Source organism: Pseudomonas sp. NFACC37-1 (assembly GCF_900101575.1).
Lineage (GTDB): Bacteria > Pseudomonadota > Gammaproteobacteria > Pseudomonadales > Pseudomonadaceae > Aquipseudomonas > Aquipseudomonas fluorescens_AA.
Genome location: NZ_FMUZ01000015.1, coordinates 77836 through 101281 on the forward strand (window position 1 = coordinate 77836; position 23446 = coordinate 101281).

The window sequence follows — 23446 nt, forward strand, 5'->3', positions numbered from 1 at the left end:
GCATTCGCCCCCGCCGTTGAACGAGGGCGAATGCCTAGGGCTTTTTTGGCCAGCTCGGCACGTCACGTCGGGCACCGGTCGGCAGTGCCCGAGCCGGCAGGTCGCCCCACTGGCCTTGGCCTTCGTTGGGCTTGGCCGTTTCATTCGCAGCCGTTTGTGGCGCCTGGGACGACGCCGGTGCCGAATGCCCGCGCCGCCGATGCCGCAAGGCAAATTCGGCGACCGCATCGATGTCCTCATCGGCAATCGCAGCAGCGTCTCGCCAGGCCGCATGGGCCCGGGCCGCCCGCAGCCAGACCAGGTCGGCGCGCAAGCCATCGACCCCGGCGGCAAAACAGCGCTCGGTGATCTGCGCCAGCGTCGCATCATCCAAGGCGATCCCAGCCAAACGGTCACGCGCCCGCTGGCAACGTTCGCGCAACTGCTGCTGGGCCATATCCCACTCCGTGCAGAACGCCAGCGGATCGCTGTCGAAATCCAACCGCCGCCGGATGATCTGGCCGCGTTCAGCCGGGGCGGTGTGACCATCGAGGGCGACGTTCAGGCCGAAACGGTCGAGCAACTGCGGGCGCAGCTCGCCCTCTTCCGGGTTCATGGTGCCGATCAGCACAAAGCGCGCTGGATGCCGATGGGAAATGCCGTCGCGCTCGATCAGGTTGGTGCCACTGGCGGCCACATCGAGCAGCAGGTCCACCAGGTGATCGGGCAGCAGGTTCACTTCATCGACATACAGCACGCCACCATCGGCTTTGGCCAGCACGCCGGGAGAAAATTGCGCGCGCCCCTCTCCCAGGGCCACATCCAGATCGAGGGTGCCCACCAGCCGCTCTTCGGTGGCACCGAGGGGCAAGGTGACGAACTGACCGCTGGCCAGCAGGTCCGCCAGGCCCCGGGCCAAGGTGGACTTGGCCATGCCCCGTGGGCCTTCGATCAGCACACCGCCGATTTTCGGATCGATGGCGGCCAGGCACAGGGCCAGTTTCAGGTCATCGGCGCCGACCACGGCGGAGAGTGGGAAATGGGGTTGGGTCATATCTAATTCTCAAGGGTGGTCGATAGCGTCAATATGAACAGAGTACTTGTGGCGAGGGGATTTATCCCCGCTGGGCTGCGAAGCAGCCCCAAGTGAGTCAACTCAATCTACCTGATACACCGAGGTGTTTGGGGTTAGGGTCGCTTCGCAACCCAGCGGGGATAAATCCCCTCACCACAGGGACGGTGTCTGACCTGCTGATTATGCATGTCAACCATCTTCCTCAATGTCCAACAACAAATTCTCCAGCGCCTCGCGATACTCCCCCGGTTCCTGCCACATCCCCCGCTGCTGCGCTTCGAGCATGCGCTCGGTCATGTCCCGCAGGGCGTCGGGGTTGTGCTGGCGGACGAAGTCCCGGGTGTCCGGATCGAGCAGGTAGGCATCGGCCAGCAAGGCGTACTGGTGGTCGTCGATCAGTTGCGTGGTGGCGTCGAAGGCGAACAGGTTGTCCACCGTCGCGGCCAGCTCGAACGCGCCTTTATAGCCGTGCCGCTTCACGCCGTCGATCCACTTCGGATTGGCCGCACGGGAGCGGATGACGCGGTTGAGTTCTTCCTTCAGGGTACGGATCTTTGGCAGGTCCGGCTGGCTGTGATCGCCGTGATAGCTGGCCGCGGCTTCCCCGCTGAGGGTCTCCACCGCCGCCAGCATGCCGCCCTGGAACTGGTAATAGTCGTTGGAATCAAGCAGGTCGTGCTCGCGGTTGTCCTGGTTCTGCAACACCGCCTGCACCTGGCTCAAGCGCCGGGAGAACGGTTCGCGAGCGGCGGTGCCTTCATCGCTGGCGCCGTAGGCATAACCACCCCAGTTCAGGTACACCTCGGCCAAGTCTTCGCGGCTCTGCCACAAGCGACCGTCGATCGCCCCCTGCACGCCCGCGCCATAGGCACCAGGCTTGGCACCGAAAATCCGCCAGCCGGCCTGGCGCGCCGCGTCTTGAGGCTCAAGGCCCGATGCCAGCAAGGCTTCGCGCTCGCTGCGCACCTTGGCCGCCAAGGGGTTCAGGTCGTCCGGTTCATCGAGGGCGGCGACGGCCTGCACGGCGGCATCGAACAGGCGGATCAGGTTGGCGAAGGCGTCCCGGAAGAACCCGGACACCCGCAGCGTCACATCGACCCGCGGCCGGTCCAGCAGGCTCAACGGCAGTATCTCGAAATCATCGACCCGCTGGCTACCCGTGGCCCACACCGGACGCACGCCCATCAAGGCCATGGCCTGGGCGATATCGTCGCCGCCGGTGCGCATGGTGGCGGTGCCCCACACCGACAGACCGAGCTGGCGCAGGTGATCGCCATGGTCCTGCAAGTGCCGCTCAAGGATCAGGTTCGCCGACTGGAAACCGATGCGCCACGCCGTGGTGGTGGGCAGGTTGCGCACGTCCACCGAGAAGAAATTGCGCCCGGTGGGCAACACGTCGAGGCGTCCGCGACTTGGCGCGCCGCTGGGGCCGGCCGGTACGAAGCGCCCGCTCAAGGCATCGAGCAGGCCACGCATTTCCGCCGGACCGCAGGCGTCCAGGCGCGGCGCCACGACGGCTCGCAGGTTTTCAATGATGCCACCCACCACCTCCCAGCCCGGCGCGTCGAGCTGCTCGACCGCGCCGTCCAACGCCTGCTCGATCAACTGCACGGCGAACAGCTCCAGGCGCTCGCGAGTATCGCCGGCGCTGCGCCAAGGTTCGGCGCTGACCCGGCGCAACGCCTCGGGACAGTCGCCCGTCCAAGGTTCGGCCAAGGCACAATCCAGCGGATCGAAGCCCAGCCCGAACGCCTTCGCCAGCGCCCGCAGCAGGCTCGACTGCGCACCCTTGCCATCGCCCCGGGGAATGCGCAGCAACGCCAGCAACGTGTCGATACGCAGCCGCCCGCTGGGCGACTCACCGAAAATGTGCAAGCCGTCACGGATTTGCGACTCCTTCAAGTCGCACAGGTACGTATCCAGGCGTGGCAGCCAGATCGCGGCGTCAGCATCGCTGTCGAGGCCGGCATCCAGTTGCAGCTCGCGGTCGATGTTCGTCTCGCGCACCAGGTTGAGGATGTCCCGTTGCAGTTCCCGGGCGCGACGCGGATCGAGCAATTGCGCCTCGTAGTATTCGTCCGCCAATAACTCCAGGTTACGCAGCGGCCCATAGGTTTCGGCCCGGGTCAGCGGCGGCATCAAGTGGTCGATGATCACCGCCTGGGTGCGACGCTTGGCCTGGGCGCCCTCGCCCGGGTCGTTGACGATGAACGGGTAGATATTCGGCAGTGGCCCCAACAGCACGTCCGGCCAGCAATTTTCCGAGAGCCCGACACCTTTGCCTGGCAGCCACTCGAGGTTGCCGTGCTTGCCGACGTGGATCACCCCGTGGACGCCATAGGTGTGGCGCAACCAGAAATAAAACGCCAGGTAACCGTGGGGCGGCACCAGGTCCGGGTCGTGGTACACCGCACTCGGGTCGACCTGATAACCCCGGGCCGGCTGGATGCCGACGAAGGTCAGGCCCAGGCGCAGGCCGGCGACCATCAGGCGGCCGTCGCGGAACATCGGGTCCTGCTCGGGCGAGCCCCAACGCGCCAGCACCGCTTGGCGATTGGCCTCGGGCAGCGCGTCGAACATGGCCAGGTAGGCATCCAGGGCCAGGCTTTGGTGGCATGGCCGCAGGTCAAGGCTGTCCAGGTCGTTACTGACGCCGCCGAGCAATTGCCGGATCAACGCAGTGCCGCTCGCCGGCAGTTCGGCCGGCAGTGGATAGCCCTCGGCCTGCATGGCCCGCAGGATATTTAAGGCCGCCGCCGGCGTATCCAGGCCGACGCCGTTGCCGATACGTCCGTCCCGGGTCGGGTAGTTGGCGAGGATCAGCGCCACACGCTTCTGCCCATTGGGCAGGCGCGCCAGGGTGGTCCAACGTCGGGCCAGCTCGGCGACAAAATCCATGCGTTCGGGTACGGCGCGGTAGCAGACCACGTCGCTCTGGCTGCGCTCACTGCGCCAGGCCAGGTCCTTGAAACTGATGGGGCGGCTGATGATCCGGCCATCCAGCTCCGGCAAGGCAATGTGCATCGCCAAGTCCCGCGGGCCCAGGCCCTGCTCGCTGGCGCGCCAGCCCGGTTCGTTGTCCTGGGCGCAGATCGCCTGGATCACCGGGATGTTGCGGCGAAACGGTCGCAAGTGCGGGGCTTCAGGGCTGGATTGAGCGAAGCCGGTGGTATTGAGGATCACCCCGGCCTCCACCTCGTCCAGCCAGTCTTCGACCAGCGCCAGGCAACCGGGCTCCTTGAGGCTGGCCACGGCAATCGGCAACGGATTGAGCCCCGCCGCTCGCAGGCGCTGGCAAAACACATCGATGAACGCGGTGTTCGCCGCTTGCAAGTGGGAACGATAAAACAGCACCGCCGCCACCGGTTGCCCGGCGCTCCACTCGGCTTGCCAATCGCCGAGGCTGGCGCTGGTTTTTTCCGGGTGATAGATCGCCGTGCGCGGCAGGGTCTGCGGCTCGGCCCACGGATAATCGCGGCCGAACCATTGACTGCCAAGGTTGTGAAACAGGTCCAGGGCATTGCCCAGGCCGCCCTGGCGCAAGAACTGCCAGAGCCGATCACGGTCTTCGACGGCCACGTTGCTCAGGTCACTGAGTTCCGGGTCCGGACGATCGTCCCCCGGCACCAGGATCAGCTTCACCCCGCGCCCGGCCAGCTCCACCAGGCGTTCAACGCCATAGCGCCAATAACCGATGCCGCCGTGCAGCGACAACAGGATGACCTTGGCGTGGCGCAGCACGCCTTCGAAATACAGATCCACCGAGGCGTGGTTCTGCACCTGCATCGGATTGGCGAGGCGAAACTCCGGATAATCGCCCGGCAACTGCTTCGCCGCTTCGGCCAGCAGTGCCAGGCTGGAATCGCCGCTGCACAGGATCACCAGTTCGGCGGGGGTTTGCCCCAGGTCGGCAATGTTGTCATCCGACACGAAACCGCCGGGCTGAGTCCTGAGCAGGTGCATGGCTTAGGCGCTGAGGGCGGCGCGCAACTGCGCTTCAAGCAGCGCAGCGTCCAGCGCCTGGCCGATCAGCACCAGACGGGTGACCCGCGCTTCCTCGGCGCCCCACTGGCGGTCGAAATGTTTATCGAAACGCGTGCCAACGCCTTGGATCAGCAGGCGCATCGGCTTGTTCGGGATCGCCGCGAAACCCTTGACCCGCAGTACACCGTGCTGGACCACCAGTTGCGTCAGCGCGTCCAGCAACAGGCTTTCGTCGGCCTGGGGCAGCTCGATGGAGATGGAATCGAAGGCGTCATGATCGTGGTCGTCATCGTCGCCATCGTGGTGATGGTCGTGATGGCTGTGGCGGCCGTCGATGTGCTCTTCGGAACCGGCGCCCAGGCCGATCAACACGTCCAGCGGCAGGCGACCGCTGCTGGCTTCGATGACCTTGACCGCCGGCGGCAGCTCTTCGGCGACTTCCAGGCGAACTTTGGCCAGGTCTTCAGGGCTGATCAGGTCAGCCTTGTTGAGGATCACCAGGTCAGCACTCGCCAGTTGGTCGGCGAACAGCTCGTGCAACGGCGATTCGTGATCCAGGTTCGGGTCGAGTTTGCGCTGGGCATCGACCTGGTCGGGGAAGGCGGCGAAGGTGCCGGCGGCCACGGCTGGGCTGTCGACCACGGTGATCACCGCATCGACCGTGCAGGCGCTGCGGATTTCCGGCCATTGGAAAGCCTGGACCAGTGGCTTGGGCAAGGCCAGGCCGGAGGTTTCGATCAGGATATGGTCGAGGTCGCCACGCCGGGCCACCAGCTCTCGCATCACAGGGAAGAATTCTTCCTGCACCGTGCAGCACAGGCAGCCGTTGGCCAGTTCATAGACGCGGCCGTTGGCCTCTTCTTCGGTGCAACCGATGGCGCACTGCTTGAGGATCTCGCCGTCGATACCCAGCTCGCCAAACTCGTTGACGATCACGGCGATGCGCCGGCCTTGGGCGTTGTCGAGCATGTGCCGCAGCAAGGTGGTCTTACCCGAGCCGAGAAAGCCGGTGACGATGGTGACGGGGAGTTTGGCCAGTGTTTTCATCGGATGCCCTTTGGCAAGGTGGCGGGCAAACGGGACGACAACCGCGGGCACAGGTGTGCACGGAAGATTTCGCCACCGGATCACCCCGCCCGGTTGTAGTGAGAATCTGTCTCGAGGCAGGTCTCCTGGCTGACGGCGGGCCAGTCTTTCGACTGGCAATGGCTGCGCCTTCCCGTGCGCCTTTGGTAAAAGGGCATGCACAGTGGCCTTGCAGAAACCTCACCGTTCACAGTTGCGGGGGCAGCCGCGGCTTGGACCGCGTTCCCTTCTTAGCTTCGGCACAGGCCGAAGAACCTCGAAGGCGCAAGGCTACGCAGGGTGTGGGGGCGGGTCAATCTCCGCAAGTAAGTTCTGCGGTGTCCTTGCTCGCGATGGGCTGCGCAGCGGCCCCCTGTGCATTGACGGCCCCGCCCCACCCATGCTCTCCTGTGCGCCTAGTTACGGGTGCCCTTCACAGGGTGAAACGGGAAACCGGTGAATCGTGTGCTTTACTCCAAAGCCACGTCAGTCCGGTGCTGCCCCCGCAACGGTAAGCGAGCGAAGCGTCTGAACCACTGTGTCCCCGGACATGGGAAGGTGACGCTTGCAGGCAAGGCTCAGCCCCTGCCCCTCGCGAGCCCGGAGACCGGCCCATGACTCAAAGCATCAACAAACCCGCGGTGGGCGGGCGCTGTTCGAACCTTGGCGGTCTTTCGCCCGGGGTCTCATTGCGCTCGCATCCCCACGGAACAAAAACAGAGGGAAGCGCCATGTCGACCATCAGCAGCACCGCCCGCACCGCCAGCAGCACCACCACCCTGAGCCAACGCCTGAGCGCCGCGATCCTGGCTTCGATCCTGGGCGCGGGGCTGGTCTATTTCGCCGGTTTCTCCCACATCGAAGCGGTGCACAACGCCGCCCACGATACCCGCCACAGCGCCGCCTTCCCGTGCCATTGAGAACTGACGACATGATCAAGCGTATCGCGCAGACCGCCGGCTTCAGTGGCTTGCTGGCCGCCCTGCTGCTGACCCTGTTGCAGAGTTTCTGGGTATCGCCGCTGATTCTCCAGGCGGAAACCTTCGAGAAGGCCCCGGCGACCGAGGTCCATGAGCACACCGACGGTGTGGCCCACACCCATGATGCCGAGGCCTGGGAACCGGAAGATGGCTGGCAGCGCGTGCTGTCCACCACCGGCGGTAACCTGGTGGTCGCCGTGGGTTTTGCCCTGATGCTGGCGGGCCTGTACACCTTGCGCGCACCGACTCGCACCTCCCAGGGCCTGCTCTGGGGCCTGGCCGGTTATGCCACTTTCGTCCTGGCACCCACCCTCGGCCTGCCCCCGGAATTGCCCGGCACCGCAGCGGCCGACCTGGCCCAGCGGCAGATGTGGTGGATCGGCACCGCGGCGTCCACGGCGGTGGGCATTGCCCTGATCGCCTTCGGCCGGCACTGGCTGCTCAAGCTGCTGGGCGTGGCGACGTTGCTGGTGCCCCACCTCATCGGTGCGCCGCAGCCCGAAGTCCACTCGATGCTGGCGCCCGAAGCGCTGGAAAGCCAGTTCAAGATCGCCTCGCAGGTGACGAACGTCGCCTTCTGGCTGGCCCTGGGCCTGATCAGCGCCTGGCTGTTTCGCCGTGACGGTCAAGCCCACCACGACGCATGAACACTGGGGCGATGCTGGTGATCGGCCTCGGTTGCCAACGCGGTTGCCCGGCCAGCACGCTGCGGGCCTTGCTCGACCAGACGTTGCTGGCCCACGGCATCGAACTTCACCAGGTCCGGGCCCTGGCCAGTATCGACCTCAAGCGTGACGAGCCCGGGCTGCTGGAACTGGCCGGGCAACTGGCCCTGCCGCTGACCTGTTTCAGTGCCGGACAGTTGGTCGGTTACGAACAGCGGCTTAGTCATCGCTCCGAGATCGCCTTCGCGCGAACCGGTTGCTACGGCATCGCCGAAAGCGCCGCCCTGGCCTTGGCCGACCAATTGGGCACGACACCCGCAACGCTGCTGATTCCCCGCCAAACAGGCCCCATGAGCACGTTGGCATTGGCGGTCGTGGCGTAAATCCCGATAATCGCCGCCCAGGATCATGAGCGATCTTCATCTGGGCGACGCTCACCCACCTTCCACAGGAGCCGGTCATGACCGTGTACTTCATCGGCGCCGGCCCCGGCGACCCGGACCTCATCACGGTCAAAGGCCAGCGACTGATCCGCCAGTGCGCGGTGATCATCTACGCCGGCTCGCTGGTGCCGACCGCCGTCCTCGAAGGCCATTGTGCCGAACAGGTGATCAACAGCGCCGAGCTGCATCTGGAACAGATCATCGAATTGATCAACAGCGCCCATCTCAAGGGCCAGGACGTGGCCCGGGTGCACTCCGGCGACCCGAGCCTGTACGGCGCCATCGGCGAACAGATTCGTTGCCTGCGGGAACTGGACATCCCTTTCGAAATCATCCCGGGCGTGACCGCGACCTCAGCCTGCGCCGCCCTGCTGGGTGCCGAACTGACCTTGCCGGACATCTCCCAGAGCCTGATCCTCACCCGTTACGCCGATAAATCCCCGATGCCCGCTGGGGAAGAACTGGGCAACCTGGCACAGCACGGGGCGACCATGGCGATTCACCTGGGGGTCAATCACCTGGAAAAAATCGTCGACGAACTGCGGCCCCACTACGGCGCGGATTGCCCGATTGCGGTGATCCACCGGGCGACATGGCCGGATCAGGATTGGGTGATGGGGACGCTGGCAGATATTGCCGAGAAGGTGCAAGCCAAGGGTTTCCGCCGGACGGCGCTGATCCTGGTGGGGCGTGTGCTGGGCAATGACGTGTTCAGCGAATCGTCGCTGTACAGCGCCGGACATGCGCATCTCTACCGGCCCTGAGGCAATCGGCAAGAGCCAACCCCGATCCCTGTGGGAGCGAGCTTGCTCGCGATAACGACGGCACATTCAACATCATCGCAGGCTGACCCACCGCTATCGCGAGCAAGCTCGCTCCCACAGGGGGGGTGGATACAGGCTGACGACTGAAACCAGTGTGGCGAGGGAGATTGCTCCCTCGCCACACACTATCCGCAGCGAACACCTATCAGTAGTAGGCGTTTTCTTTCTGCGTATGGTCGGTCACGTCACGCACGCCCTTGAGCTCCGGAATGCGCTCGAGCAAGGTGCGCTCGATGCCTTCCTTCAAGGTCACGTCAGCCTGGCCGCAGCCCTGGCAGCCGCCGCCGAACTGGAGCACGGCGATGCCGTCTTCCACCACGTCGATCAACGAAACCTGGCCGCCGTGGCTGGCCAGCCCCGGGTTGATCTCGGTTTGCAGGTAGTAATTGATGCGCTCGTTGACCGGGCTGTCGGCATTGACCATCGGCACCTTGGCGTTCGGTGCCTTGATGGTCAGCTGGCCGCCCATGCGGTCGGTGGCGTAGTCGACCACCGCATCGTCCAGGAAGGCTTCGCTGAACGAGTCGATGTACGCGGTGAAGCTCTTGAGCCCCAACGCGGTGTCTTCGGGTTTTTCTTCTCCCGGCTTGCAGTAGGCAATGCACGTCTCTGCGTACTGGGTGCCGGGCTGGGTGATGAAGATGCGGATCCCGATCCCCGGGGTGTTCTGCTTGGACAGCAGGTCGGCCAGGTAATCGTGGGCGGCATCGGTAATGGTAATGGCGGTCATGGAAACTCCTCGCAGGCTTGACGGCAGTTTACGCCAATCATCGCGCCGGACAAAGTCCTAGTATTTTTGTCAGGAAAGCGTCCGACGGCACGGGGTTTGCCGCCGGACAGGCCTATCAGAGGTTCTGGTAGCGATTCATGTCCAGCACACCGCTTTCCACGGGCTCCGTTTCCTGGATGTACTGGCTCAGGTCATGGAAGTAATACCAGAACTGCGGGTGACTGCGGCGAATCCCCCAGCGCTCGACGATCCGCTCGAACGCCGGCTCATCCTGGGCACGTTCCATGGCCTCGACAAATGCCGGCACTTGCCCGGCCGGAATGTTGAACATGAAGTTCGGATAGCTGCTGAGCACGCCCGGGTAGACCGTCAGCGTGTCCAGCCCCGGCTGATAGCGCGTCTCCTCGCCCAGCAGGAACGCCACGTTGCTGTGGGCCCGGTTGCGCAGCAGGCTGTAGACCTCACGTTGGCCGCTGGCGGTTTCGATGCGCAACAGGGTCGCTTCCGGCAGTTGGTCGATCACCTTGAGCCCCGCCGCCGGTCGCGACACCAGCCGACTGAGGGCCTGCTCGGCGTTTTGCAGCGCAGGGTCGATGTTCGGGCGCGAGCAGTAGGCACCGTCGCAACGGTTGATCGGATCGGGGTGCGCGTTCAGCTCGCCATAACGGGTCAGCAGTTGCTGGGCGAAATCACCCTTGGGATCGCGCTCGTCAAGCTTGAGGGCGGTCGGTTTGTCATTGTCGATGGCCTCATAATCGAGCCACATCTTGAATTTGCCACCGGCCTGGTACCAGTCGTCGAGGTAGCCTTCCCGGGAGTCGGCCGGCATCAGGCGCAGGAAGTTCTGCTCCGCACCGTTGCGGATCAAATCGAAATACAACCGGGTCTGGGCCTGGTGGGAGACGTTGCCGAACACGTCGAAATTCACCGCCAACTGATAATAGGTACGCTCCAGTAACGGGAAGTCGAACAGCCACATCGTCTGCGGCACCTCCCCGATCAGCCCCTTGGTGACCGAAGCGCTGTCGAAATGCCGGAAAATGCTCAGCAGCGCGTTGTCGTTGCCGGCCCACAGCGTCGACCAGCTCGGAGCCGGCAGCTCGGCATAGTTGTCGCGGCGCAAGGCCTCGTACTCGTTGCGCTTGTCACGGTAATCGAGCCACAGGCTGAGGACGCTGCCCACATCGTCGTTCTGCCCCGGCATCGCCAACAGCGGTGTGGCCTGGCCGCGGTAGTTCGGATCGGTGATGTACAGATCGTGTTCAGGGGCCTGGAACAGCGCCCAGAAATTGTCACGGATCACGTCCGTGGCGATCTGGCCCCGGCACACCGGCCCGCGAATGAACGTCCGCACGAAATACTCGGCGTTATCGAGCATGAATTGGTAGCGGGCCTGGGCCGGAATCGCTTCGAAGGTGGAAAACGGGTTGGCCCGGCGCTCCGGACCGTACCCCGGCAACGCGGTGACCTGCCACTTGCCGCTGTAGAACAGGCTCTTGATCCGCGCCATCTTCGCCGCGCTCAAGCCGTAGGTGATGTGGGTCTTGTGCACGATCACCCCTTGCACCGGCCAGAGCCGATAATAGACGCGGGTGCCGGGATCGTCGTTCGGGCGGCGGGTGTTGATCAGGTCGATGGGCTGCCCGGTGGGCGTACGCGAACGCACCCATTGGAAGAAATGCCCCGGCTCGCCGTCCTTGAAATAGATATGCGCCAGGAACCAGTGCTCGAACAACCAGCGCCCCACCAGGCTTTCCCGGGCGCCGGGGGCGTTGAGCAGGTTTTCCCACTGCACCACTTGCAAGGCTTCGGCGGCGCTCGGGGCCAAGGCCTGCTGGTCGATGGGGGCGCCGGCGGCCAGCCAGCGCTGCAGGGTCTGGTATTGCTGGTCGGTCAGGCCGGTGACCGCCAGCGGCATGCCTTCCCTGGGATGGGCTGCCGCATATTCGTCGAATTGATCCGGCATCGCGCAGCTGTTCTCTCGATTGAGACCCAACACGATCTCCTCCGGCAGCTTGGCGTTGGGTTGCAGCGGCGTGCGGTGCCCCAGTTCCAGCATTCGCGCCATCAACGCCGCCTGGCTGCCTTGGGCGTCGAGCACCGAATAGAAGCCTTTGCGCTGCCAGGCGCGCTGGCCGGAGGCATCGTAGAACAAACGGGTCGGCTCGGCCGCCTGGCGCCGCTCGCCGTCATACACCGACAGCTTGCTCGCGCCCCGTGCCGCCCCTTCGCCGCTGCCCAGGTTCAATTGGCAGGCGGAGTCGTAGCAGGCATGACAGGCCACGCATTTTTCCGTGAAGATCGGCTGGATGTCGCGGGTGTAGGAGATCGCCGGAACGGGATTCCCGGCGGCTGCGCTAAAAGACAACGACAGCAACAGACTGCCGAATAAGACGCGGTACGGCATGTCTCGGGTCCCTAAGAGATAGTCCGGCGATTCTACCGGGCCAGCATCGCCTTGCAAACATGAGCGATATTCATGCAAAAGCCCCTCATGATCAAATCCTGCGCAGGTTTGCTATCATCCCGGCCTTCGTAATGGTCTTTTTTTCCAGGTAGTCCTATGTCCGATCGCAGCGCTCGCCTTTATCTTCTCCAGCAAGCCCTCAAGGAACGCATCCTGATCCTCGACGGCGGCATGGGCACGATGATCCAGAGCTACAAGCTGGAAGAACAGGACTACCGCGGCAAGCGTTTTGCCGACTGGCCGAGCGACGTCAAGGGCAACAACGACCTGCTGGTCCTGAGCCGCCCGGACGTGATCGGTGCCATCGAAAAGGCCTACCTGGATGCCGGTGCCGACATCCTGGAAACCAACACCTTCAACGCCACCCAGGTGTCCCAGGCCGACTACGGTATGCAGGCCCTGGCCTACGAGCTGAACCTGGAAGGCGCGCGCCTGGCCCGCCAGGTGGCCGACGCCAAGACCCTGGAGACCCCGGACAAGCCACGCTTCGTCGCCGGCGTGCTCGGCCCGACCAGCCGCACCTGCTCGCTGTCGCCGGACGTAAACAACCCCGGCTACCGCAACGTGACCTTCGACGAACTGGTGGAGAACTACACCGAAGCCACCAAGGGCCTGATCGAAGGCGGCGCCGACCTGATCCTGATCGAGACCATCTTCGACACGCTGAACGCCAAGGCGGCGATCTTCGCCGTGCAAGGGGTCTACGAAGAACTGGGCGTCGAACTGCCGATCATGATCTCCGGCACCATCACCGACGCCTCCGGCCGCACCCTCTCCGGCCAGACCACCGAAGCCTTCTGGAACTCGGTGGCCCACGCCAAGCCGATCTCCGTGGGCCTGAACTGCGCCCTCGGCGCCAGCGAACTGCGCCCGTACCTGGAAGAGCTGTCGAACAAGGCCAGCACCCACGTATCGGCCCACCCCAACGCCGGCCTGCCCAACGAGTTCGGCGAATACGACGAACTGCCGGCCGAGACGGCCAAGGTCATCGAAGAGTTCGCCCAGAGCGGCTTCCTGAACATTGTCGGCGGTTGCTGCGGCACCACCCCGGCGCACATCGAAGCCATCGCCAAGGCCGTGGCCGGCTACGCGCCGCGACAGATTCCAGAGATCCCGAGGGCTTGCCGCCTGTCGGGCCTGGAACCGTTCACCATCGATCGCAGCTCCTTGTTCGTCAACGTCGGCGAGCGGACCAACATCACCGGTTCCGCCAAGTTCGCCCGGTTGATCCGCGAGGACAACTACACCGAAGCGCTGGAAGTGGCCCTGCAGCAGGTCGAGGCCGGCGCCCAGGTGATCGACATCAACATGGACGAGGGCATGCTCGATTCGAAGAAGGCCATGGTGACCTTCCTCAATCTGATTGCCGGCGAACCGGACATTTCCCGCGTGCCGATCATGATCGACTCCTCCAAGTGGGAAGTGATCGAAGCCGGCCTCAAGTGCATCCAGGGCAAGGGCATCGTCAACTCCATCAGCATGAAGGAAGGCGTCGAGCAGTTCATCCACCACGCCAAACTGTGCAAACGCTACGGCGCCGCCGTGGTGGTAATGGCCTTCGACGAAGCCGGCCAGGCCGACACCGAGGCGCGCAAGAAGGAAATCTGCAAGCGCTCCTACGACATCCTGGTCAATGAAGTCGGCTTCCCGCCGGAAGACATCATCTTCGACCCGAACATCTTCGCCGTCGCCACCGGTATCGAAGAGCACAACAACTATGCCGTGGACTTCATCAACGCCTGTGCCTACATCCGCGACGAACTGCCGTACGCGCTGACCTCCGGCGGCGTGTCCAACGTGTCGTTCTCGTTCCGTGGCAACAACCCGGTGCGCGAGGCGATCCACTCGGTGTTCCTGCTGTATGCGATCCGCGCGGGCCTGACCATGGGCATCGTCAACGCCGGCCAACTGGAGATCTACGACCAGATCCCGGTGGAACTGCGTGACGCCGTGGAGGACGTGATCCTCAACCGCACCCCCGAAGGCACCGACGCCCTGCTCGCCATCGCCGACAAGTACAAGGGCGACGGCAGCGTCAAGGAAGCGGAAACCGAGGAATGGCGCGGCTGGGAAGTGAACAAGCGCCTGGAGCATGCGCTGGTCAAGGGCATTACCACCCACATCGTCGAAGACACCGAAGAATCGCGACTGTCGTTCGCCCGGCCGATCGAGGTCATTGAAGGCCCGCTGATGGCTGGCATGAACATCGTCGGCGACCTGTTTGGTGCCGGCAAAATGTTCCTGCCCCAAGTGGTCAAGTCCGCCCGTGTGATGAAGCAGGCCGTGGCCCACCTGATTCCGTTCATCGAGGCGGAAAAAGGCGACAAGCCGGAGGCCAAGGGCAAGATCCTGATGGCCACGGTCAAGGGCGACGTCCACGACATCGGCAAGAACATCGTCGGCGTGGTGCTCGGTTGCAACGGCTATGACATCGTCGACCTGGGCGTGATGGTGCCAGCGGAGAAGATCCTGCAGGTGGCCAAGGAGCAGAAATGCGACATCATCGGCCTGTCCGGCCTGATCACCCCGTCCCTGGATGAGATGGTGCATGTGGCGCGGGAGATGCAGCGCCAGGACTTCCATCTGCCGCTGATGATCGGTGGCGCCACCACCTCCAAGGCCCACACGGCGGTGAAGATCGAACCCAAGTACAGCAACGACGCGGTGATCTACGTCACCGACGCCTCCCGCGCCGTGGGCGTGGCGACCCAGTTGCTGTCCAAGGAGCTCAAGCCGGCGTTCGTCGAGAAAACCCGCCAGGACTACATCGAAGTACGCGAGCGCACGGCCAACCGCAGCGCCCGCACCGAGCGCCTGAGCTACCCCGCTGCCGTGGCCAAGAAGCCACAGTTCGACTGGAGCAGCTACCAGCCGGTCAAGCCGACCTTCACCGGCGCCAAGGTGCTGGACAACATCGACTTGAACGTCCTGGCCGAATACATCGACTGGACACCGTTCTTCATCTCCTGGGACCTGGCCGGCAAATACCCGCGCATCCTCACCGACGAAGTGGTCGGCGAAGCCGCCACCGCGCTGTACGCGGATGCCCGGGCGATGCTGCGCAAGCTGATCGACGAGAAACTCATCAGCGCCCGCGCCGTGTTCGGCTTCTGGCCGGCCAACCAGGTGCATGACGACGACCTGGAAGTCTACGGCGACGATGGCAAGCCACTGGCGCGCTTGCATCACTTGCGCCAGCAGATCATCAAGACCGACGGCAAGCCGAACTTTTCCCTGGCCGACTTCGTCGCGCCCAAGGACAGCGGCGTGACCGACTACGTCGGCGGCTTCATCACCACCGCCGGCATCGGCGCCGAAGAAGTCGCCAAGGCCTATCAGGAGGCCGGCGACGATTACAACTCGATCATGGTCAAGGCCTTGGCCGACCGCCTGGCCGAAGCCTGCGCCGAATGGCTGCACCAGCAGGTGCGCAAGGAGCATTGGGGTTATGCCCAGGACGAGAGCCTGGACAACGAGGCGCTGATCAAGGAGCAGTACACCGGCATCCGCCCTGCCCCCGGCTACCCGGCCTGCCCGGATCACACCGAGAAGGCCACCTTGTTCCGCCTGCTCGATCCCGAGGCCAGCGAACTGAAAGCCGGCCGCAGCGGCGTGTTCCTCACCGAACACTACGCCATGTTCCCGGCGGCAGCGGTCAGCGGCTGGTATTTCGCCCATCCCCAGGCGCAATACTTCGCCGTGGGCAAGATCGACAAGGACCAGGTCCAGAGCTACACCGCGCGCAAGGGCCAGGATTTGAGCGTGACGGAGCGTTGGCTGGCACCGAACCTGGGCTACGACAACTAAGCCCCCTTAAAATAAGCGCCCTTAAAAGATCGCAGGCTTCGCCAGTTCCTACAGGGTTTTGTGTGTTCCCGTAGGCACCGGCGAAGCCTGCGATCTTTTTTTGTCTATGCTTGTCCCACACACATGGCAGACGAGGGATTTATGGACGATCCAGTCGACAACAAGCCGCCGACCCTGTGGCAGATGATGCACAGCGTGCTGGCCGCCGCCTTCGGCGTACAGAGTGGCAAGAACCGCGCCCGGGATTTCACCCACGGCAAGCCGAGTCACTTCGTGATATTGGGGATCACGTTCACGGTGATTTTCGCCTTGACGCTGTTTGGCATCGTCAAGCTGGTGGTGCATCTGGCGGGGTTGTAACGCTCTCCAACACAACATATGACCCTGTGGGAGCGAGCTTGCTCGCGATCACGGTGCACCAGTCGACATCAATCCGACTGAACCACCGCTATCGCGAGCAAGCTCGCTCCCACAGGTTTTTCATCGCCAGGGATAAACCGTTTACTGGTGACTGACCCAGAACACTGCGGTGCCCACCACCAGGATAATCAGAAACAAAATGGCCCAGGCATCAACAGTACTGTCGCTTTTCCTTGCTTTGGTCGGATTGCTCATTGCATCGCCTCTTGTCGGTTTTGTAGGTGATTGCATAGGGACTCGACCACAGTTAAGACGATGATTGCCCGTACGACAAATGTGGGTTAGGCAATAATCAATCTCATTAGTCGATTTGGTTCTTTACATATACTCAAACATCACTTTTGCGCATAACTCAAAACAGGTATCTTGCACCGGCTCCTCTAGGAGTGCGCGGCCGTGCGCGCAGAATTGCCGAGGCAGAACCCGATTCCAGCGAGCCAACATGCAGCTGTTTCTGATCGGCCCAAGCCTGAGACCGAGACTTATATGTACGTATATGACGAGTACGATCAGCGAATCATCGAGGACCGCGTCAAGCAGTTCCGTGATCAGACCCGACGCTATCTGGCAGGCGAGCTGAGCGAAGAAGAATTCCGCCCTCTGCGCTTGCAGAATGGCCTGTATATCCAGCGCTTCGCCCCGATGCTGCGCGTGGCTGTGCCTTATGGCCAGCTGACTTCACGCCAGGTGCGCAAGCTGGCGCAAATTGCCCGGGACTATGACAAGGGCTATGCCCACATCAGTACCCGGCAGAACGTCCAGTACAACTGGCCGGCCCTGGAAGATGTGCCCGAGATCCTGGCCGAGCTGGCCACCGTGCAGATGCACGCGATCCAGACCAGCGGCAACTGCCTGCGCAACGTCACCACCGACCAGTTCGCCGGTGTCGCGGCCGACGAGTTGATCGACCCGCGGCCGTGGTGCGAAATCGTTCGCCAGTGGACGACGTTCCACCCGGAATTCGCCTACCTGCCGCGCAAGTTCAAGATCGCCATCAACGGTTCGAGTTCGGACCGTGCGGCCATCGAAGTCCACGACATCGGCCTGGAGACGGTCTACAACGCAGCCGGCGAACTGGGCTTCCGTGTGCTCGTGGGCGGCGGCCTGGGGCGTACCCCGGTGGTTGGCGCGTTCATCAACGAGTTCCTGCCGTGGCAGGACCTGCTGAGCTACCTCGACGCCATCCTGCGGGTGTACAACCGCTACGGCCGTCGTGACAACAAGTACAAGGCGCGGATCAAGATCCTGGTCAAGGCCCTGACGCCTGAAGTGTTCGCCGAGAAGGTCGAAGCCGAGATGGCTCACCTGCGTGGCGGCCAGACGACCCTGACCGAAGCCGAAGTCCATCGTGTGGCCAAGCATTTCGTCGATCCAGACTACAAGGCCCTGGGCAATCAGGACGCCGAACTGGCAGCCCTGGACAAGGAACACCCGGGCTTCGCCCGCTGGCGCACCCGCAACACCCTGGCCCACAAGAAGCCGGGTTATGTCGCGGTGACCCTGTCCCTGAAACCCACCGGCGTGGCACCGGGCGACATCACCGACAAGCAACTGGACGCCGTGGCCGACCTGGCCGAGCGCTACAGTTTCGGCCAGCTGCGCACCTCCCACGAGCAGAACATCATCCTGGCGGACGTTGAACAGAGCCAGTTGTTCACCCTGTGGGGCGAGCTGCGCGAACAAGGTTTCGCCACCCCGAACATCGGCCTGCTGACCGACATGATCTGCTGCCCGGGCGGCGACTTCTGCTCCCTGGCCAACGCCAAGTCGATCCCTATCGCCGAATCGATCCAGCGTCGTTTCGATGACCTGGACTACCTGTTCGACATCGGCGAGCTGGACCTGAACATATCCGGCTGCATGAACGCCTGTGGTCACCACCACGTCGGCCACATCGGCATCCTGGGCGTGGACAAGAAAGGCGAAGAGTTCTACCAGGTCTCCCTGGGCGGCAGCGGCAGCCGCGACGCCAGCCTGGGCAAGATCCTCGGCCCGTCGTTTGCCCAGGATGACATGCCTGACGTGATCGAGAAGCTGATCGACGTGTACATCGAACAACGTACCGCGGACGAGCGCTTCATCGACACTTACCAACGTATTGGCATCGACCTCTTCAAGGAACGCGTCTATGCAGCGAATCATTAAGAACAACGAGGTCATCGACGAAACCTGGCACCTGTTGCCCAAGGACGCGACCCTCGATGGCATCTCCAACTGCGACGACCTGATCGTGCCACTGGCCCTGTGGCGCGATCATGCCCATGCCCTCAAGGCCCGCGACGGCGGCCTGGGTGTGTGGCTGGACGCCGACGAGGAAGCGGAAGAAATCGGCGAAGACGCCAACCAGTTGCAGGTCATCGCCCTGAACTTCCCGGCCTTCACCGACGGACGCAGCTACTCCAACGCCCGCCTGCTGCGTGACCGCTATGGTTTCAAGGGTGAATTGCGGGCGATTGGCGACGTGCTGCGCGACCAACTGTTCTACATGCGCCGCTGCGGTTTCGACGCCTTTGCCTTGCGCGCCGACAAAGACCCCTTTGAGGCCCTCGAAAGCCTCAAGGACTTCTCGGTGACCTACCAGGCTGCCACTGACGAACCGCTGCCACTGTTCCGTCGTCGCTGAAACAGCCCCATGAAAAAGCCCTGATCCGGGTGTGCCGGTTCAGGGCTTTTTCATTTGATGGTCCCCACCGTGGCGGCCCAGCCCCCTGTGGGAGCGGGCTGCGCGGATTACCAGAACCGCTGCTGGGTCAGGCGGCTCCACCAACTGAGCAGCACGCGATCCACCGAACCGCTGGCCGCCATGCCAATGCGTTCCTGCAGGCTTTTGCGTTCGGCGTAGTGCAGGTGGTACAGCTCGGCACCCTTGGCCCGTTCGGCCAGGTACTCGTCGCTGGTTTTCAGCTCGTCCACCAAGCCCTTGCCCTGCGCCGCGACACCCAACCAGACCTCACCGGTCGCCACTTCATCGATGGCCAGTTGCGGGCGGTAGTTGGACACGAAGTTCTTGAACAGTTCATGGGTGATGTCCAGGTCTTCCTGGAACTTCTCCCGGCCCTTCTCGGTATTTTCGCCGAACACCGTCAACGTGCGTTTGTATTCGCCGGCCGTCAACACTTCGAAATCGATGTCATGTTTCTTCAGCAGCCGGTTGACGTTGGGCAATTGCGCGACGACGCCGATGGAGCCCAGGATCGCGAAGGGAGCGCTGATGATCTTCTCGCCGATGCACGCCATCATGTAGCCGCCGCTGGCCGCCACCTTGTCGATGCAGACGGTCAGCGGCACGCCAGCCTGACGGATCCGCGCCAGTTGCGACGAGGCCAGGCCATAGCTGTGGACCATGCCGCCACCACTTTCCAGGCGCAGCACCACTTCATCCTTCGGCGTCGCCAGGGTCAGCAGCGCGGTGATTTCATGACGCAGGCTCTCAGTGGCCGAGGCCTTGATGTCACCGTCGAAGTCCAGCACGAACACCCGGGGCTTGGCCGCCGGCTTGTCCTTGTTTTTCTTCCCGGCCTTTTGAGCCTTGCCTTCGGCCTTGCGCAAGGCCTTGAGCTGATCCTTGTCCAGCAACGTCTGTTCCAGGCGCTCGCGCAGCCCCTTGTAGAAATCGTTGAGTTTGCTCACCTGCAACTGGCCGGCCGACTTACGCCGCCCCTTGCTGCGCAGCGCAGCAAAACTGGCCAGCACCACCAGGATGGCGATCACCAGCGTCACGGTCTTGGCCAGGAAACCGGCGTACTCGATGAAAAACTCCACAGCAACTCCTTAAATGCAATGCGCCACTGAACGCAGGCGCGTGACAGGCCCAGCATACCCATGCGCCTGCGTCGCGACCAGCCAAGAAACCTATGGTTACCTTGACGCGAGCGAGGCAGGGCAAGGCTGCAACGGGCATTTCAAACAAGCGTATGTTTTTTCATTGACAGCTCACCGCCATCCCCATAACCTCGCCAAACCTTCAACGTACCGGGATGACGCGGACGTGGGCAGTATCTATCTGATTCGACATGGCCAGGCCTCCTTTGGTGCGGACGACTACGATGTCCTCTCGCCCAATGGCGTACGCCAGGCGCAAGTGCTCGGCGACCACCTTGCCGAGCTCGGTGTCGTATTCGACCGCTGCCTCTCCGGTGACCTGCGGCGCCAACAGGATACCGCCGTCGGTGCGCTGGGCCAGATGTCCGCCGCCGGCATGCCGGTCCCCGAATTGGAAATCGACCCGGCGTTCAACGAGTTCGATGCCGATGCGGTCATTCGCGCCCTGTTGCCGGACATGCTCCCCCAGGAACCCGAGGCGGTGCATATCCTGCGCAACGCCGCGCAGAACCGCGCCGAATTCCAGCGTATCTTCGTGCTGATCGTCGAGCGCTGGCTGAGCGGCCGGTATGACCCGCCCGGTCTCGAAAGCTGGCTGGGGTTCGTCGAGCGGGTCCAGGCCGGCCTGCAGCGCATCCTGGAGCAAGCCGACAACACCCACAAGATCGCCGTGTTCACCTCCGGCGGCACCATCACCGCCCTGCTCCACCTGATCACCCGGATACCGGCCCGACAGGCCTTCGAACTGAACTGGCAAATCGTCAACACCTCGCTCAACCACCTGAAATTCAGGGGCCGCGAGGTGGCCCTGGCTTCCTTCAACAGCCATGCCCACCTGCAACTGTTGAAGGCCCCGGACCTCATCACCTTTCGCTGAGTCCGGATTACTGTAGACCCTTGCTGTACCACCCAAATAAGGATCGAAACCATGACCTCCGTAGCCGACGCCGTACAAGCCATGAAAGCCAAGTTCAACCCAGCCGCCGCAGCCGGCCTGGACCTGGTATTCGGTTTCCGCATCGATGAATCCAAGCATTTCTCGCTGATCGTCAAGGACAGCACCTGCGAACTGCAGGAAGGTGAAAACCCGGACGCCCAGGTCACCCTGGTGATGGATGGCGAAACCCTGCAAGGCATCGTCGACGGCAGCACCGACGGCATGCAAGCGTTCATGGGTGGCAAGCTGCGCGCCGAAGGCGACATGATGCTGGCCATGAAACTGTCCGAGCTGTTCCCAGCCTGAGATTGAGTTCGCCTTCCTCGCGAGCCTTTTGATTGCCAACGAATCCCGCCCCCATGGCGGGATTCGTGTTTCTGCCCTCCGCTGATTCTGCCTTGCACTCACAACCTTGATCCCTGTCAGTTGTCGCTCCTCCCCCAGTCGCTAATGTAGCGCTTCCATCAAGCCAGGGACGGCTCATCGGGAGCCGGCGCCTGCTCATCTCACGGAAGAGAGACTCATGCCCACACTGAAGATCATTTTGCTGTCGAGTGCCTTCAACGGCCTGACCCAACGCGCCTGGCTGGACCTGCGCGAGGCCGGCTATCGCCCTAGCGTCGTGCTGTTCACCGATCCGGCCTCGGTCTGCCGGCAAATCGAAGAAAGCGGCGCCCACTTGGTGATCTGTCCGTTTCTCAAGGACCGCGTACCCGAGCAGTTGTGGCGCAACCCACGGCGCCCGGTGGTGATCATTCATCCGGGGATTGTCGGCGATCGCGGTGCCAGTGCCCTGGACTGGGCGATCACCCGGCAATCCGAACGCTGGGGGGTCACCGCATTGCAGGCGGTGGAGGAAATGGATGCCGGGCCCGTGTGGGCCACGTGGGAATTCGACCTGCCCAAAGGCCTGCGTAAATCGGAGCTGTATAACGGTCCGGTCAGCGACGCGGCCATTCGTTGCATCCGCGAGGTCGTGGAAAAATACCGTTGCGGTTTCGTCCCGGTGCCACTGGACTATGGCCGCCATGACGTGATCGGGCGCCTGCAACCGAACATGACCCAGGATGATCGCAGCTTCAGCTGGCACGACAGCAGCGGTTTCATCAAGCGTTGCATCGACGCCGCGGACGGTCAGCCCGGCGTGCTCGCAAGCCTGGCCGGCGAACAGTTTTACCTGTACGACGCCCATCCGGACGTTCGCCACGGCCGGCCCGGCGAGCTGTTGGCCGTGCGTGACGATGCGGTGCTGGTGGCGACGGGGGATGCCAGCCTGTGGATCGGCGCACTGCGCCGCAAGCCGCAACCCGGCGAACAGACCTTCAAGCGCCCGGCGCGCCATGTACTGTCGAACCACCTCGAAGGCATCCCGGTGCTCGACAGTTCCCTGGACCGGCAGCCGTTCAGCGACGAACCCTATCAACCCATTCGTTACCGGGAGTGCGGCCATGTCGGGGAGCTGACCTTCGAGTTCTATAACGGGGCGATGAGCACTGAGCAATGCCAGCGCCTGGCGGCGGCATTGCGCTGGGCCAAGTCCCGGGACACCCAGGTGCTGTTGATCCGTGGTGGGCGCGGCAGCTTTTCCAACGGCGTGCACCTGAACGTGATCCAGGCCGCCGCCGAGCCGGGCCTGGAAGCCTGGGCCAACATACAAGCCATCGACGACGTTTGCCTGGAGCTGTTCAGCGCCCGGCAACTGGTGGTCAGCGGCCTGACGGGGAACGCCGGGGCCGGCGGTGTGATGCTGGCCCTGGCCGCCGATATCGTGCTGGCGCGCCATGACATTGTGCTCAACCCCCATTACGCGACCATGGGCCTGTACGGCTCTGAATACTGGACCTACAGCCTGCCCCGCGCGGTCGGTCCGGACATGGCTTGGAAGCTCACCCAGAACTGCCTGCCCATCAGCGCCTTGCAGGCGTTGCGCTACGGCATGGTCCAGGAGATCGGCCCGCGTTGCCCCGACGAGTTCGGCCTGTGGCTGCTGCAGCGAGCCAACCGCGCGCTGCTCGATCCGACCTATGAAAGCATCCGGACATGCAAGGCCGAACGGAGCCTGTCGGCGATCCAGGCGTGTCGCGATGACGAACTCGCACAGATGCGCCTCGACATGGTGGACAATCGCCACGGCTTCGCCGACAAATGCCGTCGTTTCGTCTTCAAGCACAAGGCCTGCGGTACGCCCGAACGCCTGGTTGCACCCTGGGCGCGGACAAGACAGGCCCAGGCCGTCCAGTAACTCCCG

Annotated in this window: 17 protein-coding genes and 2 riboswitches; of the genes, 11 read left to right on the forward strand and 6 right to left on the reverse strand. The window is 63.4% G+C overall.

The window, feature by feature from the left end; all coding sequences use genetic code 11:
* Window positions 1–34 precede the first annotated feature (34 nt).
* The 3 genes from BLP82_RS16925 to cobW all read right to left on the reverse strand — a co-directional run bounded on the left by BLP82_RS16925 (window position 35) and on the right by cobW (window position 6085).
* Window positions 35–1033: a magnesium chelatase ATPase subunit I gene (locus tag BLP82_RS16925; RefSeq protein WP_092170330.1), complete on the reverse strand. Its 999-nt coding sequence runs from the start codon at window positions 1031–1033 to the stop codon at window positions 35–37.
* Between the two features lie 210 nt (window positions 1034–1243).
* Window positions 1244–5017 (reverse strand): cobaltochelatase subunit CobN, encoded by a 3774-nt coding sequence (gene cobN, locus BLP82_RS16930; RefSeq protein WP_092170334.1) that lies wholly within the window; start codon window positions 5015–5017, stop codon window positions 1244–1246.
* Between the two features lie 3 nt (window positions 5018–5020).
* Window positions 5021–6085: a cobalamin biosynthesis protein CobW gene (cobW, locus tag BLP82_RS16935; RefSeq protein WP_060738114.1), complete on the reverse strand. Its 1065-nt coding sequence runs from the start codon at window positions 6083–6085 to the stop codon at window positions 5021–5023.
* A 97-nt stretch (window positions 6086–6182) separates the two neighbouring features.
* A riboswitch (cobalamin riboswitch) is annotated at window positions 6183–6398 on the reverse strand.
* A 112-nt stretch (window positions 6399–6510) separates the two neighbouring features.
* Window positions 6511–6734, forward strand: a riboswitch (cobalamin riboswitch).
* A 100-nt stretch (window positions 6735–6834) separates the two neighbouring features.
* Here cobW and BLP82_RS16940 point away from each other — a divergent pair.
* The 4 genes from BLP82_RS16940 to cobM all read left to right on the forward strand — a co-directional run bounded on the left by BLP82_RS16940 (window position 6835) and on the right by cobM (window position 8955).
* Entirely contained in the window at window positions 6835–7023 is a 189-nt protein-coding gene (locus tag BLP82_RS16940; RefSeq protein WP_014338677.1) for a CbtB domain-containing protein, read from the forward strand.
* A gap of 11 nt (window positions 7024–7034) precedes the next feature.
* On the forward strand, window positions 7035–7730 hold the full coding sequence (locus BLP82_RS16945; protein WP_092170337.1) for a CbtA family protein: 696 nt from the start codon (window positions 7035–7037) through the stop codon (window positions 7728–7730).
* Complete coding sequence (locus BLP82_RS16950) at window positions 7727–8131, forward strand: cobalamin biosynthesis protein (protein WP_092170342.1); 405 nt, start codon at window positions 7727–7729, stop codon at window positions 8129–8131. Before BLP82_RS16945 ends, BLP82_RS16950 begins: the two co-directional genes overlap by 4 nt.
* Window positions 8132–8208: 77 nt before the next feature.
* Entirely contained in the window at window positions 8209–8955 is a 747-nt protein-coding gene (gene cobM, locus BLP82_RS16955) for a precorrin-4 C(11)-methyltransferase (protein WP_092170346.1), read from the forward strand.
* A gap of 205 nt (window positions 8956–9160) precedes the next feature.
* Here the strand turns inward: cobM and nfuA are convergent, their stop codons facing one another.
* Together nfuA and BLP82_RS16970 are read right to left on the reverse strand one after the other, a co-directional pair.
* Window positions 9161–9745 (reverse strand): Fe-S biogenesis protein NfuA, encoded by a 585-nt coding sequence (nfuA, locus tag BLP82_RS16965; RefSeq protein WP_003182850.1) that lies wholly within the window; start codon window positions 9743–9745, stop codon window positions 9161–9163.
* A 115-nt stretch (window positions 9746–9860) separates the two neighbouring features.
* Complete coding sequence (locus BLP82_RS16970) at window positions 9861–12152, reverse strand: fatty acid cis/trans isomerase (protein WP_092170355.1); 2292 nt, start codon at window positions 12150–12152, stop codon at window positions 9861–9863.
* Window positions 12153–12308: 156 nt separating this feature from the next.
* On the opposite strand from BLP82_RS16970, the gene metH reads away from it, so the two are divergent.
* From metH to BLP82_RS16990, 4 genes are all read left to right on the forward strand, one after another.
* Complete coding sequence (metH, locus tag BLP82_RS16975) at window positions 12309–16019, forward strand: methionine synthase (protein ID WP_092170360.1); 3711 nt, start codon at window positions 12309–12311, stop codon at window positions 16017–16019.
* Window positions 16020–16160: 141 nt separating this feature from the next.
* On the forward strand, window positions 16161–16379 hold the full coding sequence (locus BLP82_RS16980) for a DUF2970 domain-containing protein (protein ID WP_092170364.1): 219 nt from the start codon (window positions 16161–16163) through the stop codon (window positions 16377–16379).
* Between the two features lie 546 nt (window positions 16380–16925).
* The gene (locus BLP82_RS16985; protein ID WP_092170368.1) at window positions 16926–18584 is read left to right on the forward strand and encodes a nitrite/sulfite reductase; all 1659 of its coding nucleotides are present in this window, start codon (window positions 16926–16928) and stop codon (window positions 18582–18584) included.
* Window positions 18568–19062 (forward strand): DUF934 domain-containing protein, encoded by a 495-nt coding sequence (locus BLP82_RS16990; RefSeq protein WP_063322008.1) that lies wholly within the window; start codon window positions 18568–18570, stop codon window positions 19060–19062. The genes BLP82_RS16985 and BLP82_RS16990 overlap by 17 nt, the downstream gene beginning before the upstream one ends.
* 107 nt (window positions 19063–19169) lie before the next feature.
* Here the strand turns inward: BLP82_RS16990 and sohB are convergent, their stop codons facing one another.
* The gene (gene sohB, locus BLP82_RS16995; RefSeq protein ID WP_092170373.1) at window positions 19170–20201 is read right to left on the reverse strand and encodes a protease SohB; all 1032 of its coding nucleotides are present in this window, start codon (window positions 20199–20201) and stop codon (window positions 19170–19172) included.
* A 226-nt stretch (window positions 20202–20427) separates the two neighbouring features.
* Between sohB and BLP82_RS17000 the strand changes: the two genes are divergently transcribed.
* From BLP82_RS17000 to BLP82_RS17010, 3 genes are all read left to right on the forward strand, one after another.
* Window positions 20428–21138 carry a histidine phosphatase family protein gene (locus BLP82_RS17000; RefSeq protein WP_092170378.1) on the forward strand — a complete coding sequence of 237 codons (711 nt, stop codon included), beginning with the start codon at window positions 20428–20430 and terminating at the stop codon, window positions 21136–21138.
* A 51-nt stretch (window positions 21139–21189) separates the two neighbouring features.
* Window positions 21190–21504 carry an SCP2 sterol-binding domain-containing protein gene (locus tag BLP82_RS17005; protein WP_060738123.1) on the forward strand — a complete coding sequence of 105 codons (315 nt, stop codon included), beginning with the start codon at window positions 21190–21192 and terminating at the stop codon, window positions 21502–21504.
* 217 nt (window positions 21505–21721) lie between these two features.
* Window positions 21722–23440: a hydrogenase maturation protein gene (locus BLP82_RS17010; RefSeq protein ID WP_092170383.1), complete on the forward strand. Its 1719-nt coding sequence runs from the start codon at window positions 21722–21724 to the stop codon at window positions 23438–23440.
* Window positions 23441–23446 lie beyond the last annotated feature (6 nt).